Origin of the sequence: Defluviicoccus vanus (assembly GCF_014672695.1) — a bacterium.
Classification (GTDB): domain Bacteria; phylum Pseudomonadota; class Alphaproteobacteria; order Rhodospirillales; family Defluviicoccaceae; genus Defluviicoccus; species Defluviicoccus vanus.
On record NZ_CP053923.1, the window covers coordinates 2,522,489 to 2,539,281 of the forward strand.

At 62.2% G+C, this 16,793-nt stretch carries 17 protein-coding genes; 11 read left to right on the forward strand and 6 right to left on the reverse strand.

The annotated features are described in order from the left end of the window. Positions 1-3: 3 nt before the first annotated feature. The 4 genes from gcvH (at position 4) to HQ394_RS11465 (ending at position 3,848) form a co-directional block, all read left to right on the forward strand. On the forward strand, positions 4-381 hold the full coding sequence (gene gcvH, locus HQ394_RS11450; protein WP_190260353.1) for a glycine cleavage system protein GcvH: 378 nt from the start codon (positions 4-6) through the stop codon (positions 379-381). Then, positions 381-1,748, forward strand: a complete 1,368-nt coding sequence (gene gcvPA / locus HQ394_RS11455) for an aminomethyl-transferring glycine dehydrogenase subunit GcvPA (RefSeq protein WP_190260354.1) — start codon at positions 381-383, stop codon at positions 1,746-1,748. Before gcvH ends, gcvPA begins: the two co-directional genes overlap by 1 nt. Beyond that, positions 1,745-3,331 (forward strand): aminomethyl-transferring glycine dehydrogenase subunit GcvPB, encoded by a 1,587-nt coding sequence (gcvPB, locus tag HQ394_RS11460; RefSeq protein ID WP_190260355.1) that lies wholly within the window; start codon positions 1,745-1,747, stop codon positions 3,329-3,331. The genes gcvPA and gcvPB overlap by 4 nt, the downstream gene beginning before the upstream one ends. A 49-nt stretch (positions 3,332-3,380) precedes the next feature. Further along, the gene (locus HQ394_RS11465) at positions 3,381-3,848 is read left to right on the forward strand and encodes a type II toxin-antitoxin system RatA family toxin (RefSeq protein ID WP_190260356.1); all 468 of its coding nucleotides are present in this window, start codon (positions 3,381-3,383) and stop codon (positions 3,846-3,848) included. 3 nt (positions 3,849-3,851) lie between these two features. Here HQ394_RS11465 and HQ394_RS11470 read toward each other — a convergent pair whose 3' ends face one another. Continuing rightward, on the reverse strand, positions 3,852-4,652 hold the full coding sequence (locus tag HQ394_RS11470) for a YdcF family protein (RefSeq protein ID WP_223291530.1): 801 nt from the start codon (positions 4,650-4,652) through the stop codon (positions 3,852-3,854). A gap of 169 nt (positions 4,653-4,821) precedes the next feature. Here HQ394_RS11470 and aqpZ point away from each other — a divergent pair, with 169 nt between their 5' ends. Next, the gene (aqpZ, locus tag HQ394_RS11475) at positions 4,822-5,520 is read left to right on the forward strand and encodes an aquaporin Z (protein ID WP_263053721.1); all 699 of its coding nucleotides are present in this window, start codon (positions 4,822-4,824) and stop codon (positions 5,518-5,520) included. Positions 5,521-5,615: 95 nt separating this feature from the next. Here aqpZ and HQ394_RS11480 read toward each other — a convergent pair whose 3' ends face one another. The 3 genes from HQ394_RS11480 to mtnA form a co-directional block, all read right to left on the reverse strand. Next, positions 5,616-5,924 carry a hypothetical protein gene (locus tag HQ394_RS11480; RefSeq protein WP_223291531.1) on the reverse strand — a complete coding sequence of 103 codons (309 nt, stop codon included), beginning with the start codon at positions 5,922-5,924 and terminating at the stop codon, positions 5,616-5,618. A gap of 63 nt (positions 5,925-5,987) precedes the next feature. Next, a complete protein-coding gene (locus HQ394_RS11485) occupies positions 5,988-6,461 on the reverse strand; it encodes an EndoU domain-containing protein (protein WP_190260359.1) in 474 nt (157 codons plus the stop codon). 47 nt (positions 6,462-6,508) lie between these two features. Further along, positions 6,509-7,603 (reverse strand): S-methyl-5-thioribose-1-phosphate isomerase, encoded by a 1,095-nt coding sequence (mtnA, locus tag HQ394_RS11490; RefSeq protein WP_190260360.1) that lies wholly within the window; start codon positions 7,601-7,603, stop codon positions 6,509-6,511. A 479-nt stretch (positions 7,604-8,082) separates the two neighbouring features. Between mtnA and HQ394_RS11495 the strand changes: the two genes are divergently transcribed. The 3 genes from HQ394_RS11495 to HQ394_RS11505 all read left to right on the forward strand — a co-directional run bounded on the left by HQ394_RS11495 (position 8,083) and on the right by HQ394_RS11505 (position 10,242). Beyond that, positions 8,083-8,325, forward strand: a complete 243-nt coding sequence (locus HQ394_RS11495; protein WP_190260361.1) for a hypothetical protein — start codon at positions 8,083-8,085, stop codon at positions 8,323-8,325. A gap of 52 nt (positions 8,326-8,377) precedes the next feature. Further along, positions 8,378-8,557, forward strand: a complete 180-nt coding sequence (locus tag HQ394_RS11500) for a hypothetical protein (protein ID WP_223291532.1) — start codon at positions 8,378-8,380, stop codon at positions 8,555-8,557. A gap of 293 nt (positions 8,558-8,850) precedes the next feature. Beyond that, the gene (locus HQ394_RS11505; protein ID WP_223291533.1) at positions 8,851-10,242 is read left to right on the forward strand and encodes a multicopper oxidase family protein; all 1,392 of its coding nucleotides are present in this window, start codon (positions 8,851-8,853) and stop codon (positions 10,240-10,242) included. Between the two features lie 443 nt (positions 10,243-10,685). On the opposite strand, the gene HQ394_RS11510 is transcribed toward HQ394_RS11505, so the two are convergent. After that, positions 10,686-11,057 (reverse strand): SpoIIAA family protein, encoded by a 372-nt coding sequence (locus tag HQ394_RS11510; RefSeq protein ID WP_190260364.1) that lies wholly within the window; start codon positions 11,055-11,057, stop codon positions 10,686-10,688. Between the two features lie 167 nt (positions 11,058-11,224). Here HQ394_RS11510 and pap point away from each other — a divergent pair, with 167 nt between their 5' ends. From pap to HQ394_RS11525, 3 genes are all read left to right on the forward strand, one after another. After that, complete coding sequence (gene pap / locus HQ394_RS11515) at positions 11,225-12,697, forward strand: polyphosphate:AMP phosphotransferase (RefSeq protein ID WP_190260365.1); 1,473 nt, start codon at positions 11,225-11,227, stop codon at positions 12,695-12,697. Between the two features lie 228 nt (positions 12,698-12,925). Then, complete coding sequence (locus tag HQ394_RS11520) at positions 12,926-13,777, forward strand: universal stress protein (protein ID WP_190260366.1); 852 nt, start codon at positions 12,926-12,928, stop codon at positions 13,775-13,777. A 2-nt stretch (positions 13,778-13,779) separates the two neighbouring features. Beyond that, positions 13,780-14,526 carry an SDR family NAD(P)-dependent oxidoreductase gene (locus HQ394_RS11525; RefSeq protein WP_190263277.1) on the forward strand — a complete coding sequence of 249 codons (747 nt, stop codon included), beginning with the start codon at positions 13,780-13,782 and terminating at the stop codon, positions 14,524-14,526. A 49-nt stretch (positions 14,527-14,575) separates the two neighbouring features. Here the strand turns inward: HQ394_RS11525 and HQ394_RS11530 are convergent, their stop codons facing one another. After that, positions 14,576-16,762: a hypothetical protein gene (locus tag HQ394_RS11530; protein WP_223291534.1), complete on the reverse strand. Its 2,187-nt coding sequence runs from the start codon at positions 16,760-16,762 to the stop codon at positions 14,576-14,578. Positions 16,763-16,793 lie beyond the last annotated feature (31 nt).

Here is a 16,793-nt window from a genome sequence, read left to right on the forward strand (position 1 = left end):
GCCATGACTTCCCTGCGCTTCACCCCGGAACACGAATGGATCCGGGTGGACGATGAGACCGGCGTCATCGGGATCACTAACTTCGCCCAGACACAACTGGGAGATATCGTCTTTGTCGAACTGCCACCCATTGGCAGCACGGTGGAGAAGGGTACGCAGGCGGCAGTGGTGGAATCGGTGAAGGCGGCGAGCGAGGTCTACGCTCCGGTTTCGGGCGAGGTGACCGCCGTCAACGATGCGCTCGCCGAGGACCCCGGTCTGGTCAACACCAGCGCCGAAAAGGATGGCTGGTTCTTCAAGATCCGCATCGCCGATCCGGCCGAACTGGACTCCCTGCTCGATCAGGTGGCCTACGACGCGCGCATCGCGGACCAGGGCTGATGCGTTACTTGCCGCTGACCGAGGCCGACCGGCAGGAGATGCTGGCGACGATCGGCGTTCCCTCGATCGAAGCGCTCTATGGCGACGTTCCCGCTGACGCACTACTCAGTGAACCGGTGGATCTGCCGGCACACCAGGACGAGATGGCGGTGGAACGCGCCTTTCGCGGCTTTGCGGCGCAAAACCTCTCGCCGACCACGGCGCCCTGTTTTCTTGGTGCCGGCCTCTACCGCCACCACATCCCGGCGGCGGTGGATCACCTGATTCAGCGTGGCGAGTTCCTCACCGCCTACACTCCCTACCAGCCGGAGATTGCTCAAGGGACGCTGCAGTACCTGTTCGAATTCCAGACCCAGGTGGCGCTGCTTACCGGCATGGAGGTGGCGAATGCGTCGATGTACGACGGCGCTACCGCCGCCGCCGAGGCGGTGCTGATGGCCAAGCGGCTGACTCGACGCGAGGGTGTTATGCTGTCCGGCGGCCTGCACCCGCACTACCGGGCGGTGATCGAAACCTACGGGCGCTTCCTTGGCCTGTCCGCCACGGCGTTGCCGCCGAATCCTGCCGCCGAAGAGAACNNGATTAGCAACGGAATCGACGCGTCCACCGCCTGTGTCGTCGTCCAGAACCCCGATGTCTTCGGCCGGGTGCACGACCTGAGCCCGCTGGCCGCGCGATGCCATGCGGCGGGGGCGCTGCTTGTTGTCGTCGTTACCGAGGTGGTTTCACTGGGCTTGCTGCCGCCGCCGGGAGAGATGGGCGCCGATATCGTTGCCGGTGATGGCCAGTCGCTTGGCAACGCCCTGTCCTTCGGCGGCCCGACGGTGGGCCTGTTTGCGGCGCGAGAGAAATTCGTCCGCCAAATGCCGGGACGCATTGTGGGCCAGACGGTCGATGTGGACGGCCGCCGCGGCTTCGTGCTCACCCTGGCCACCCGCGAACAGCACATCCGCCGCGACAAGGCGACGAGCAACATCTGCACCAACGCTGGGCTTTGCTCGCTTGCCTTCACCGTGCATCTGACCTTGCTCGGCGAGGCTGGTTTCACCCACCTGGCTCGGCTGAATCATGCACGGGCGTGGTGGCGNGTGGCCGAACGGCTTGCCGCGATTACCGGCGTCGAGGTGATCACCAGCAGCTTCTTCAATGAGCTCACCCTCCGCCTGCCAATGCCGGCGGCAACCGTGGTGGATCGCATGGCGGCGCGCGGCGTGCTGGGCGGGGTGCCGCTGTCGCGATTGTTTCCGGATGATCCGGCGCTGGCCAATCTGCTGCTGGTGGCGGTGACCGAAACCGCCAGTGATGACGACGTGACCGCATTGGTGGCGGCGCTGGGCGATGCCTTGTCCTGGATGGTGGTAGCATGAACGATGCCGAACGACCGACGCTAGCGGCCGCGAGCGGTCAATACGCCGGCGGCGATAGCGGCAGCGGCACCGTTTCCGGCAACCGCGGCCTGGCGATCGAGGAACCGCTGATCTTCGAGCAGGGCTCGCCGGAGAAGACCGCGGTAGATCTGCCGCCCATCCCCGCGCACCTCAGCCGCCTTGGCGGCCTTGCGCCACGCCAGAGCATCGGCCTGCCCGGACTGAGCGAGCCGGAGGTGGTCCGCCATTATCTCCGACTCAGCCAGCAGAATTACGGGATCGACACCGGCTTCTTTCCCCTCGGTTCGTGCACGATGAAGCACAACCCACGCCTGAATGAGAAGCTGGCGCGCCTGCCCGGACTCGGTGACGTGCATCCGTTGCAGCCTGTGGCGACGGTGCAGGGAGCGCTGGCGGTGATTTTTCACTGTGCCGCCTGGTTGAAGGCGCTGACCGGGATGCCGGCGGTGGCGATGTCACCCGCTGCCGGTGCGCACGGCGAGATGGTGGGGCTGATGGCGATTCGTGCAGCGCTGGAAGCGCGCGGGGATGCGCGCCGCCGCGTCATCGTTCCGGAGTCGGCACACGGCACCAACCCCGCAAGTGCGGTCGCCTGTGGCTACGCGGTGGAAGCGGTTGCCGCCGACGCCCGTGGCCGCGTCGATCCGGCAACGCTGGCCGAACGTCTCGGCCCGGACGTGGCGGCGGTGATGCTTACCAACCCCAACACCTGCGGCCTGTTCGAGACCCATATCCGCGAAATTGCTGCGGCTACCCACGCCGCCGGCGCCTTCTTCTACTGTGACGGCGCCAACTTCAACGCCATCGTCGGTCGTGTCCGCCCCGCCGACCTTGGCATCGATGCGATGCACATCAATCTGCACAAGACCTTCTCCACCCCGCATGGCGGTGGCGGCCCGGGCAGCGGTCCGGTGGTGCTGTCGGCGGCGCTTAGCCCTTATGCACCGGTGTCGATCGTGATCGAAACGCCGGCGGGCTATCGCCTGATCGAGCGGGCCGATGCGGAAGCGAATGCGTCCATCGGCCGGATCAAGGGATTTCACGGCCAGTTCGGCATGTTCGTGCGCGCGCTCGCCTATATGATGAGCATGGGTGGCGACGGTCTGCGTCAGGTGGCAAGCGATGCGGTGCTCAACGCCAACTACATTCTTGCCAGCTTGAAGGAGACGCTGACGCCAGCCTTCGAGGGACCCTGCATGCACGAGGCATTGTTTGACGACCGTTGTCTCGCCGGCACCGGTGTCACCACCCTCGACCTGGCCAAGGCGTTAATCGACGAAGGTTTTCATCCGATGACCGTCTATTTTCCGCTTGTCGTGCACGGCGCGATGCTGGTGGAGCCGACCGAAACCGAAAGCAAGGCGACGCTCGACCAGTTTATCCGCGTCATGCGCGAACTGGTGCAGCGGGCGCATCGGAGCGGCGCCGCGCCTTTCCACGCCGCCCCGCGTCTGGCGCCACGCCGCCGCCTCGATGAAACCACCGCCGCCCGCCATCCGGTGTTGCGCTGGCGGCCGGCGGCGAACGAGCGATCAACGAAGCAACCACAGTCAACGCGCTGAAGATGCGTGACTGGACAAACGCCGGCGAAGACAATGGGAGGACGCCGCCATGACCACGCATAGGGAAACGCGCTTCGTATTGGTGCCAACGGAGCATTTGTTCGACTTGGTCAACGATGTGGAACGCTATCCGAGTTACCTATCGTTGTGGCGCAGCGCCCATGTCTACGAGCGCGAGGAGTCTGGTTACTATACCGATCAGGAAATTGGCCTCGGGCCGATTCGTGAGTCCTTTCGCACCCATACCATCTTCGAACGGCCGAGTTCGATCGATGTCACCTCGATCGATCCACTCTTCAAGCGCTTCCACATCCGGTGGGACTTTACTACCGTCCGCAGCGGTACCCGCGTGGTCATTGCCCTTACCTGGGCGGTGCATTCACGCCTATTGCAACACGCTATTGACGCCGCGTTGCCGATGACCACGAAGCGAATGGTCGTGGCTTTCGAGGAGGAAGCGCGGCGGCTGCGGCCGCGATCCGTCGGTTCACAGGCGTCGCCGGCAGAAAAGAGCTGAGCTCTATTGGTAATTCAACCGGTAGAACGTGACGCCGATAAGTTCACGCAGTGCCCGGCTGGAGTCGGCAAGATAATAGGCGCGGGGCATCAGGCTATAGAGCGTTGCGCTCTGTGTGGGGGCAAGGTAAANACCGGTGGATGCCGGCACCACGTGAAAGCCGCAGCGCTCAAAAATCTCCACGGCGCGCGGCATATGCGCGGCATGGGTCACCAGGTAAATGCTATTGATTCCGGCTGTGCCGAGAATCTTGGCTGAATACTTGGCATTTTCGAAGGTTGTTTGCGACTGATTCTCTTCCCATGCGACGGCGATGCCGAAGTCTCGCTGCAGCGATTCGCTCATTGTCTGCGCCAGCGTTTTCGTCGATCCGGGCATCGGGCCTCCCGCCACCAGGATCGGCAGATGCGTCTCGCGGTAGAGGTTCGCCGCGTGACGAGCTCGCTCCAAGGTGTCTTCACCGATCATGTCGCCACCCCGTTCCGGCGGTGCCCGGTGCATTCCGCCGGACAGCACGACGATGGCGCGTGGTAGATCGGTGGCAGTGGCCGGACTGCGCGGTGGAGCGCTCTCGGCCAAAGCCAGCAGGCGCGAACTCAAGTATTCGGTTGAGAACGCATAAAGCATGAAGAACGAAAGAAAAATCATTACCATGCCGATGACTCGATAGCGCAAAACGGCGATTAGCCCGAGGCAGCCGATGAGAAGTACGAAAAACGTCGGATCAACGAAAGCTGAACGAACCAATCTCTTCTCCACCTCGTAGAGTATATAGCGCTGTGCCACGGGCACCGTGACGAACATGACCAAGCAAAGCCGCTACGTAAACGCTCCTTTCGGAAATGTGGTTGCTAATTCCGTCAAACACGTCCATAGGTTTGCGTTGGGTGGGATGGGGCGGTTAGCTTCGGGCGCTATGCCTCCTGCGAGTCTCCATCCTGTTCGGGGAATTGGGACAGTAGGGTACTTTATAATGAATATGTCGAAACGGTTGGCGGCCGAGTTTTTCGGCACCTTCTGGCTTGTGTTCGGTGGCTGCGGCTCGGCCGTGCTTGCCGCCGGCTTTCCAGACATGGGTATCGGCTTTGCCGGCGTGGCGCTGGCGTTCGGCCTCACCGTGTTGACCATGGCATATGCCGTTGGCCACATATCCGGCGGCCACTTCAATCCGGCGGTGACGCTGGGCCTATGGGCCGGCGGGCGGTTTCCCGCCAGCGATATCATCTTTTACTGGGTCGCGCAGGTCATTGGTGCCATCGCGGCGGCAGCGGTCCTCTTTCATATTGCCAGCGGCCATGCCGGCTTCTCGCTCAGTACCGGCTTCGCCAGCAATGGATTCGGCGAGCATTCGCCGGGTGGCTTCTCGCTAAGCTCGGCTTTGGTGGCCGAAATTGTGCTCACCTTCTTCTTCCTGCTGATCATCCTCGGTGTCACTGACAAGCGGGCACCGGCGGGCTTTGCCCCGCTGGCGATCGGCTTTGCCCTGACACTGATCCATTTGATCAGCATCCCGGTCACCAATACGTCGGTGAACCCGGCTCGCAGCACCGGTCAGGCGCTGTTCGTCGGTGACTGGGCGCTGGAGCAGTTGTGGCTGTTCTGGGTGGCACCACTGATCGGCGGACTCATCGCCGGCTTCTTCTATCGCTGGCTAGGGTCAACTGACGACTAATCAACCTAGTTGCGCGCGGTCGGGGCGACGTTGATCCCAACGTTGCCCCGTCGTACCGCAGCGATGCGCTTGTGCAGGGAAGTGAGCAGTTCAGCCTATTCGATGGCCCGGAGCCAGGCGAGGAGTGCCCGCTCCAGATCACGCAATGGCAGCCGCAGCGGCTCCAGCGCGTCATCGTAGCCGTTCTTGATCTCGACCATCACCGGATCGGCCATGACCTCGTAGATGTTGCCGGTGGCGATGAAGCTCTCGCCACGCCGCGCCCGCTCCAGACCGGCGAGCAGTTCCTCGCACCAGGAGGAATGCTCGGAGACATCGGTCTCCAGAAAGTCCGCCAGCACCACCGGAAACGTATCCGGCGACGCGCGTAGGCGGTGGTGGTGGTCACGGTATATCCCTCGCATATCGACATCCTTGTCCAGATCAGGGTTTTGCTCTTGATCGGTCACGCGATGTCTCCGCGGGCATCAATTGGGAAAGGCGGTGTTGATCCGTCCGTCCTTTAGCCGTCCGAATCGGATTTCGAACGGCCGTTGGTCAGCATCGAGGCAGAAACCCGGGGCACCGGCAGTAGGTGCCGAGAGGCCAATGAAGCCCCAGGCGGGATGAGGTACCGCATCGTGCGTCCCGGCATGGTAGATGGATTGTGTCACCTGCTCAACCGTGCAGTGATCGGGGAAGAACGTCGACAGCTTGCGCTGGCCGTTGGTGAACACGACGATGGCGGTGTAGATGCCCTGGCGATCGCCGCGCGGCGCTTCAACGCGACTCACTACGGCCGACGTCGCCAGGAGCTGCATCGAGTGCAAGCCCTTCGAACGGCCGTGGTTAATCTCACCACAAAAGACGTGGCGGCGGTTGATTGCCGGTTTGGTGTCGGACCAGGTGAATTTCCGATTGTTGCAGTCAAGACTGTAGGCGGGGGTGGCGGCAATCAACAACAGAGTCGCCGAGGCCTGAATGAGCCATCTGCATATGGCTGGCCTGATCATGCCCGTTCGGGGAAAAGCCGGGCCAGTCCACGCGCCGAGGCGGCGCTGATGCCGCGCTCGGTGATCAGGCCGGTCACTAGGCGCGCCGGGGTTACGTCGAAGGCGGGATTGGCCGCCGCCGATCCGGATGGCGTCAGCCTCACCGTCTCTTGTTGGCCTTCGGCGGTCAGCCCGGTGATGCTGGTGACTTCCGCGTCACCGCGCTCCTCGATCGGAATCTCCTTGATGCCGTCGGCGAGCGACCAGTCGATGGACGGACTGGGGGCGGCGACAAAAAACGGTACACCACAGTCACGGGCACACAGCGCCTTCAGATAGGTGCCGATCTTGTTGGCCACATCGCCGGTTCGTGTCGTCCGGTCGGTGCCGACGATGCAAAGATCTACTCGGCCCCGCTGCATCAGGTGACCGCCGGCATTATCGACGATCACGGTGTGCGGAACCTGCTCTTGCCCCAGTTCCCAAGCGGTGAGCGAGGCGCCCTGGTTGCGCGGCCGGGTCTCGTCGGCAAAGACATGTACCGGGATACCAGCATGATGCGCCTTATAGACCGGCGCCAGGGCGGTGCCCCAGTCCACGGTGGCGAGCCAGCCGGCGTTGCAGTGAGTGAGAATGTTCACCGTCTCGCCCACTGGCTTTCCTCGCTGCACGGCGCGGATCAGAGCGAGGCCATGCTCGCCTATCGAGCTGTTCATCGCCACATCGGCGTCGGCAATTTCGGCGGCGCGCCGCCAGGCGGTCTCGACGCGGTGGTCGGTGGGCAATTGCTTCAGGACCGCCAGCATGTCGTCCAGTGCCCAGCGCAGATTGATCGCGGTTGGTCGGGTGGCGAGAAGCAGGGCGGCGGCAGCGGCAAGTGTCTCCTCACGCGGATCACTGGCTGCCGCCAACGCCAGACCATAGGCGGCGGTGGCGCCGATGAGTGGCGCACCCCGCACCTGCATCGAGCGAATGGCATGCGCCGCGTCGGCGACCGTCGTTAGCCTGAGTGTTTCGAACCGATGCGGCAGGCGTGTCTGATCGATGATGTGTACGGCCCGATCGTCTTCCGCTGGCCATATCGTCCGCCGTTGCTGGTCGCCGACGCGCACTGTGCTGTTCCTTCCCGATTGCGAACCCCGGCAGTCTCGCAAGTTCGCCTGCGGCCGGGAAGAGCCAGGCCAACGAAATCGCAACCTTAATAGCCTATTTACTCTATGGATATTCTAGTGTAATAAGGATGCGTCCAGGCGGAGAGCCTAGGATCGCGGGATTTGAGGGACAGCAGCTTGCGCCGCGACGCCAACCGCTAAAGCGCCACGAAATTCGCTCGTGGTTTCCCTATGAACGAAAGGGAACACGACCATGGTCATGAACCTTGGACACATACTTCGACCGCCGTCGGCTGACGGGTGCTTGGTCGAACCTGCCGGGGACGGGCGATGTTTCGCCGCCATGGCTACCATGGATTGCCGCCGTCGCTGAACGGGCGACTTGGCTGCGACCATAGCTGACCCTCCTGTCTGCATCGACTGTCGTGCTGCCTCGACCTTGCTACGGTCGCGGGGTGCCAAACCGAAGGACTGTCTCAATGCGCGACACACTCTCTCCCTTTCGCAACCATCCGGCGCCATTGTCGCCACCGGTTGCCTATGCGGTCGAACTTCATGGTATGGCGATCGGCGTGGCGGTACCGGTGCGTGGCGGCTATGTCTTCCGCACCGCCGAACCCACCTATCTTGTACTCGACGGGCGCCGGTTTCGCCGGATGAGCCAGATGCGCCACGCCGCAGGTGCGCTGCGACGCGAAAAACCAGCCGGCGACGCACCCTGATGCGACGAAGCTGCCCACGCGTCGGACAGGGGGACGAACCTGCAAGACAGGCGTGCATGTCAACGCGGCGCTATCGGAAGAGATTATCAACCGTATCACGGCAATTCTTGCTGCTGCCGAGATACTTGATAATAATATTGACCTTGAAATGAACGAAAGGCAGGCATTTCTAAACGTCATCCATGCTGAAGCGTTGCAGCTTGAGCAGCATATTCGCACGATACAGTGCTGATTAGTTCAGTAGGCTCATCGGCATGCTTGTGGATCATCCTGGACCCGCATTCGCCTGCGGTTGAATAGCATGGGTTTCGTTTTCCTCTCGATTGCGCGATACTGATGGCAACGAGGCCTTCTCCGGGGTGCGAGATCCGGAGAAGGCGAAGCAACCGGGAAGAAGCGCGGCATATGCACGGGTCCGAGAGATACGGCGCCGGTGCGCCCACGTGTACGCGCCGGCGCATTTTAAAGAGCGCTGGTGTTGTTGTTGCGGCAGTCCTGCCCGGCACGGCGCTGGCGCAGCGGGTCATGTCGCCGGCGGTGGGGGATGCCGTTCCCTCAGCGGCGGCGCCGGTCAAGCGTTCCGAGTCACTTTTTCGCATCCTTGCGTCCGAGCTGAACCCGGATGGGGCCAAGATGGTGCAGGGGGTGACGGTTGGTGGCAATCTGCCGGGGCCGGAGCTACGCCTGCGCGAGGGCGAGGTGTTCCGCGTCCTGGTGGACAATCGCCTCGGCGAGCAGCCGACGTCCATTCACTGGCATGGTCTGCTCCTGCCATCGGCGATGGACGGTGTGCCGGGCATAAGTCAGGCGCCCATCCCACCCGGCGAGTTCTTCCTTTATGAGTTTCCGCTGCGGCAAAGTGGTACCTACTGGTACCACTCACATTTTGGCCTGCAGGAGCAGCGCGGTTTGTTCGGGGCGCTGATCATCGAGGCAAAGACCGACGGCGTCGGCTATGATCAGGATTTCGTACTCCTTCTCTCCGACTGGCTGCATGCCAATCCGGCCGACGTTATCCCCAACCTACGCCAGCCTCCGAGTAGCGGTGGCAGAGAGATGAAGATGGGGAACGGCAAGAGCGGTGCCGCACCGATGGGTACGGTAGCGGCAGACGATCTGGCCGACGTCAGCTATGATGCTTTTCTCCTCAATGGTCGCGGGCCGCACGACCCGTGGGTGGGTACGGCGCAAGCGGGCGATCGCATCCGCCTGCGGGTCATCAATGCCGGTGCTTCGACGGTTTTTCGCTTCGGCGTCGACGGGCAGGTGCTGACAGTTACCCACGCCGACGGCCAACCAGTGCAGCCGGTGGAGGTAGACAATCTACTGATCGGCATGGGCGAGACCTATGACATGTTCGTTCGCCTGAACGTCAGCGGCAGTTACACAGTCCGCGGCGAAGCCCAGAACGGCTCAGGGCAGGCGATTGGCATTCTGCGGACAGCCGATACGCCGGCGAAAGCGACAGTGAGCAAGCCGCGCTGGGACGGACGGATACTCAGCTACAACCAACTGCGTTGCCGCGAACCGGCGCAACTGCCCGCACCGACGCGGACATTCGAGCTGCCGCTCGGCGGACGGATGGCTGATTACGTCTGGACGATGGATGGGCAGACGTGGCCCGAGGCCGATCCCCTCATCATCGCTCCGGGGACGAANGTTCTTGTCGAACTGCTCAACCAGACGTCCATGTGGCACCCCATGCACCTGCATGGTCACTTCTTTCGCCTGCTCGTCGAGGGTGTCGATCCTCGTTTTGCTCCGCTGAAGCATACCGCCAATGCAACTCCCGGCGAGACGCTGCGCTTCCAGTTTGTCGCCGATAATCCCGGTCGCTGGTTCTTCCACTGCCACAACCTTTATCATCTGGAAGCGGGGATGGCACGCGAATGGATCTATCGCCTACCCGTCGGGTAGTGGCCGGCCGGCTGCGCATCGTCATCGCGCCATCCGCGGCGAGGACGTTCCCGCCAACAGTGATCACAGATCGTTCTGCAGATGCTACGTAAGGTTGCGCTCGGATTTGGCCATGTTCTTGCAAGAGTATTTTGCGGCGTTGGCGCCATTGGAGGTAGGGACGGTGCGCACAAATAGGGCAGCAGACGAAGATTTTCTAAACTCGATCAGCGCGATTCGTTGGAGCGGCTGAGATTCTCGAGGACAATCGGGATCTCCCTGCCGGCGAACAGCATGCCTTTTTTTGCATCATTCGCTCGGAAGCTGGGCGCCTCGCCGCGGCGGTCCGCAGCAAGGCGTAGCCTTCCGCCGCACACGATTATAGAGCGGCGGGGCTGTGATGTGCCATGAGCCTGAGCCACGTCGCGACGGGAGCGGATACAGCGCCTGCCTTCAGGATGCTCCTAACCAGACCAAGGCTTCGGCGCGCTTCTGTGGTGGGAAGAATCGAATCTCTGCTTTTTCGCCAAGTCAGCCAAGCGCTCTTCTTCATCGGCCCATTTCGTATCGGCGATGACCGCTATCTTGCGCGCGGCGTCGCCGATGAGCTTGGTGGTGAGGGTGCCGACTGTTTTCGCCCCCTTTTCCCATCCCTCCAGTTTTTCCCAGTCAACAACCATGCGAAATGTGCGCTCTTCACCGCGCACGTGCACGCCAATGGCAGGATAAGCGGCCTGCAGGGCTTCAATAGCGGTATCGAGATCGGCTTCGCTGATCATTCCTTCCACCTCTACGGTCAGAATGCGTTGCCGTTCATCGGCCTTCAGCTTGATCATCGCGTTTCCTCTGTGATGTTATTAGTTCACTTCCGCAGCCGCACTGGCATCATCGACGTCAAGCCGGCTGCAGCCGCTTGTCGCCGCGTGCTGCCGTTCAAGCGCTCCAGGTTGAATGGCAATCAGCTATTATAGTCGATTCTTTCCCGCGACCGAAGGACGCCCCCATGTTCGAGTCCGCAGAGCAGGTTCACAAGATCGACAAGTCAACGTACAAGGTCGAGGAGGCTAAACTGCGCGAAGCCCTTCTCGACGCGCAGTTCGATCTCGCCGAGGCCAAATCCTTTGCGGTGTTGATTCTGCTCACTGGTCTCGATGGCGCCGGCAAGAGCGAAGCGCTGGCGAAGCTGACCGAGTGGTTCGATCCACGGCACGTGCATACGGAGGTTTTCGACCAGCCGAGCGAGGCAGCGGCGGCGCGTCCTGCGTTGTGGCGGTTCTGGGTCAATCTGCCGGCAAAAGGCCGGATCGGCATCTTCCTCGGCTCCTGGTACGCCGATGCCTTTGTTGGCCGCGTCATCGGCAGTGGCGACGATGCCGAGCTGGAGAGTGACCTGTCCAAGTTCAACCGCTTCGAGACCATGCTTGCGGCGGAAAATGTTCTGATCATCAAGCTCTGGCTGCACCTGTCGCGCAGCGACCAGAAACAGCGGCTAGCAGAGATTGCGAAGATGCCGGGCGGTGGCCGCCATATTGTCGAATATCGCCGCATCCACCGACACTACAAACGGGCGATGGCGATGATTCACAAGGGACTGCGCCTCACCAGCACTGGCGTTGCGCCGTGGGTGGTAGTCCCCAGTGCCGATCGTGAATACCGCGATCTGATGATTGGCCAGACGATCCTTGCCGCCATGCGCAAGCGCCTCGACGCTGCACCGGTGGGAAAGGTGGCCGCTGCGCCCGTGATCGTTGCCAGCATGGATCGCAAAACCGCACTCGATGCCCTTGATCTCGATCGTCGGCTGGAGCGGGATGTTTACAAGAAGGAACTCGCTCAGCAGCAGCAGCGCCTCGCCGAATTCACCGACAGCAAAGCCTTCCGCAAGATTGCCTTGGTTGCCACGTTCGAAGGCAACGACGCCGCTGGAAAGGGCGGCAGCATTCGACGGGTCACCCAGGCGATGGACCCGCGCAGGTTCAAGGTCCACTCGGTTGCTGCGCCCAGCGACGATGAACGCGCCAAGCCCTATCTGTGGCGGTTCTGGCGGCTCATTCCCCGGCGAGGTAACGTCGCCATCTTCGATCGGACTTGGTATGGCCGAGTGCTGGTGGAACGGATCGAGGGCTTCTGCAGCGAGGCCGATTGGTTGCGTGCCTACGCCGAGATTAACGATTTTGAAGCGCAGTTGACGGCCGCCGGTATTGTCGTCGTCAAATTCTGGCTTGCCACCAGCAAGGATGAACAGCTCCGTCGGTTCCAGGATCGGGAGAAGACGGCCTATAAGCGCTATAAGATCACCGATGAGGACTGGCGCAATCGTGACAAGTGGGATGACTATGCGGTTGCTGTTGGCGATATGATCGATCGCACCAGCAGTGAGCACGCTCCCTGGACCCTGGTGGAATCCGAAGACAAGCTCTACGGCCGGGTCAAGATCCTCCGCACTATTGCCGATCGTGTGGCCGCAGCGCTGTGACCGGTGGCCTGTGGTTTGTGCGGCAACGCCGTCGCCCGCTTGCGCGGGATGCGCTTGGCGAGGAGCTACCCTTCGCAAATTGCAAAGGCCAGCGGCTTTTCAACGCCGCCGATGAGCGTATGATACGATTGGTCACAGAGTTACAACGCCCTCAGACAGCAAGAGGATGGGGGCGAGCCAATACGAGGGCTGCCAAAAAAGTGGGTCGCCTTTACGGGGGTTTAGAGAATGGGTATTCGCAAGATCCTGGTGCCCATCGACGGTACCGAAGCGACCCGTGGGGCACTGGCGACAGGCTTCGCCGTTGCCAAACGGTTCGGAGCGCATGTGGATGTTCTGCATCCGCGTGTCGATCCGATTGATGCGGTCACTTTCGCTGGCGAGGGTATGTCCGGCGAAGTGGTGCAGGAACTGCTCGACCTGACCGAACAGCAGGGCGAGGTGCGAGCCGCAGCGGCCTTGGCGATGTTCAGCGAGGCCCGTGCGGCCGCAGGTGCGGAGGAAGGTCCGGCACGTGCTGGGGTGTTGACAGCGCGGTTTCTCTCGCCCCGATCGCGCGAGGAGGATGCCGTTGCCCATCTCGGCCGCCTGTGTGATCTGATCGTCGTCGATCGGCGGCCCGCGGGAGGCGACGGCATGCCGGCGGGAGTGCTCAACGCGGCGCTGTTTGAAACAGCGCACCCGGTGCTGGTTGCCGGTCCGGAGGCCGTTGCCGACATGCATCGTCGGATCATTGTCGCCTGGAATGGCAGCCTGGAGGCCTCCNNCCGCTCAATCACCGCCGCGCTGCCTTTCCTTGCCGGCGCGGAAGAGGTCGTCGTCACCCACAGTGCCGACCTGCCGCAGGGCCGCTCGCCGGAAGACGTGCTTGATTACCTTGCCTGCCACAGCATCAGCGCGGCGAAAATGGTGTTGCCGCCAGACCGCCCGGTGGCCGAAGCGCTGGTGGCAGTGACGCAGGGGTTCGATCTCCTGGTCATGGGTGCCTATACTCACGGGCGGCTGTGGCAGTTGATTCTTGGTGGGGTAACCAAGCACATGCTGGAGGCGGCGGCGTTGCCACTGTTTATGGCGCATTGAACGTGACGCCTGACGCAGTGCGACCGACCGTTATCATCACCGGCGCCAGTCGCGGCATCGGCCACGCTACCGCCAAGACTTTTCTTGAGCGCGGCTGGCGGATCATCACCTGTTCACGCGACGACGTACCGGCGGAATGCAAGCGGGATCCCAACTGGAGCCTGCACATCCCGACCGATCTCGGCGATCCGGACAGCCTCGCCAACTTTGTTGATCAGGCCAATCGGGCGCTTGACGGCGGGCCACTGCAGGCGCTGGTGAACAACGCCGGCCGTTCGCCGAAAACGCCCTACAAGGAACGACTCGGCTGTCTGAACGGCGACCTGGAAGCTTGGCACGATGTTCTCGAAGTGAACTTCTTTGCCCCGTTGCGTCTCGCACGCGGTTTTGCCGCGGCCCTGCATCGTGGCAAAGGGGCGATCGTCAACGTCACCTCCATCGCCGGCCATGCTGTCCATCCCTTCGCCGGCTCCGCCTATTCCATCTCCAAAGCGGCGCTGTCGGCGCTGACCCGTGAGTTGGCACACGAGTGCGCAGCGCTCGATGTTCGTGTCAACGCCGTCGCTCCGGGCGAAATCGAGACCGAGATGATTCAGCCCGATTATGAGGTGCTCATTCCGCGTATTCCGCTTGAGCGGATGGGGGCGCCGCTCGATGTTGCCAACGCCATCTTCTATCTGTGCTCGCCGGACGCCGGCTATGTCACCGGCACCGAGCTGTGGGTGACGGGCGGTCAGCATCTGTACTGAACCCCGTCCGCAACGAACCGCTACCGGGCGGTTCGTTGCCGGCGAATGCTCAGGTAATCGACCGACCAATCACCTGATAGAAAACCTGCAGCAGGGTGGCGACAAAAACATAACCAAGCACCTTCAAGGCGATGAAGTAATAGCGGATCGGGCCATCAATCCTGATGCTGTCAAACTCCTTGCACAGGTTTACCGCCGGCAACAGCGTATCGAAGGTGTACTCAGTGGCAAACCAGATGGTTCTTTGTCGACCTTCCTCGGTGCGGTAGCGGAACAGGACGGAACCGATCATGATAAGGACCATAAACCAGCCCATGGACCACAAGGGCCGGTAGCCGTAACCGTTGAGTAGCCAGACTGTGGTGCGCACCCCGTAGTCAAGTAGTTGCTGCTCTCGCTCCGGACCGCTCTCAGTATCCATTGCTGCGCTATCGGTTTTGGCGCTCGGCTCGGTCTTGGCCGCCGGCGACAGAGGAGGGGCCGGATTGGCCTGCGCCAGATCGATGATGCCGCTACGTCGCAGGATGCAGCTCTCGATCCCTGCACTGGTGCTGCCATCGACGGCGATGCAGCGCTCGATTTCCTGGCTGGTGAACAGCAGATCGTTGCCGACCCCCGTTTTCCCCTGGGTTGTCATCACCCGGGCCAGCTGTTCGTACGGTTGCCGCGAGTAACTATGGTCGCGCGCCAGCCATTCGATCAGCCAGGGGTCGCCGCGCGCCGGGATGACCCTCCGGCCGGCACTGCCAGTCGGCCGCTCCTGGCGATCGAGCCCATCCCAGCTGGCATAGGTGAAGCCGTCGAGTTCCAGGCGCAACGGCCAGGATTCACGTTTGGGCATCGGAGCGCCAGTCGGCGACATGGACGTCGCCGCAACACCGGACGAAGTGGCTGTCACACCGGTGAGGGCAATCGACGGCGTATCCTGAATCTTGCCGATCGATGCGTTGCGCAGGATCAAGATAGAGCGCTCGCCCCATGCGTTTGCGGGATAATGATCAATAGAGCCAAGGAATAGTTGGCCGCCTATGCGGCTCCCGGAAAGATTAAGTGTGGCTAGATCAGCAAGGCACGCGCCTGTAAGGTAAAAATTAACGCCAACGCTGGCGTAATAAAACCGCCATTCTGCCGTTATGCCCCCTGTATTTGTGGCATCGTCTTGTGTAACATTACTGTAGATTTTTCTGTCACGGTGGGCTGACGTGCAGGATCCATCCTTCTCCTGATTGCCCCATATGATACCCCAAGCTTCCACCGACTCGCCGACCTTGATCGAGTCCATGGACAAAGCACCGCCGAAGTGGGCGCCGCTGAGGCGCAGATCGCCGTCCACGCGCGCCCGGTCGAGCAGCACATCCTTTTCCGCGTCGACGTTGCGGAGATCGAGGATCCGGGTGACGCGAATGCCGTTCATGTCCAAGGTATCGGCAAAGCGGGTGCGTTGCGGCTTGTCTTCGGCTTGACCGCCGCCGTGCAGCGGGCGGATGAAATCCTCTCGGTCGATACTTTCCGGGCTGAAACTCGCTTGGCCGTCGACGCTGGCGCCCCAGAGCACGACCTTGTCGTCGAAGGAGGCGCCGTCGCCGAGGAACAGCGAGCCGCGTATGGCGATTTCGGTCATCAGCAGTCGCCCGGCAAAATGCGAGCCGGCGAACGACAGCAATTTTTCGGCGCGCACGCGATCGAGTTGCACCGGCGCATCGAAGCGGGAGCCACGGATGCGCAGTTGGGCGGCGATATTGGCACCTTGCAGATCGATGGGCTCGCGAACCCAGGCGCCGATGATGTCCACGCCGCGCGCGGGGATCTTGCAAAGGTCGCCGCTGATCAGTGCGACGAGAAACCGGCTGCCGAGCAGGCGTCGGTCGTCCCACCCCTCAGTTCGACGCGGATCGGCAACGGCGCTGAGGTGCGTGTTGAAATCCGCGGGGTCGCCGGCGCAGATGCGCTCCTGTGCCCACGCTTCTGTCGCTGTGGCCGTAGCGGCAGACGCCAGTGCCCGCGATGGCCGGGCAGGGAGCATCGGCAGGACAACGAGGCAAAGCAAAACCAGCACACCGGCGATGCTGCGAGTGGGCCAAAACCGGCCTGACGCAAAGATCCCCCTCGCCGGCGTGCTTTGCGACGCTGCTTTGCCATCGTGGTCGCCCTGTGTGCCGCCGTTCACCCCATTCCGTCTCTTTCCTTGACCTGTCGAGCCGGTGTCTTGACGCCACGCTAGCACGCTCATCAGCACCACCTCTTCGGTGGTTTCACAACCGGCTATC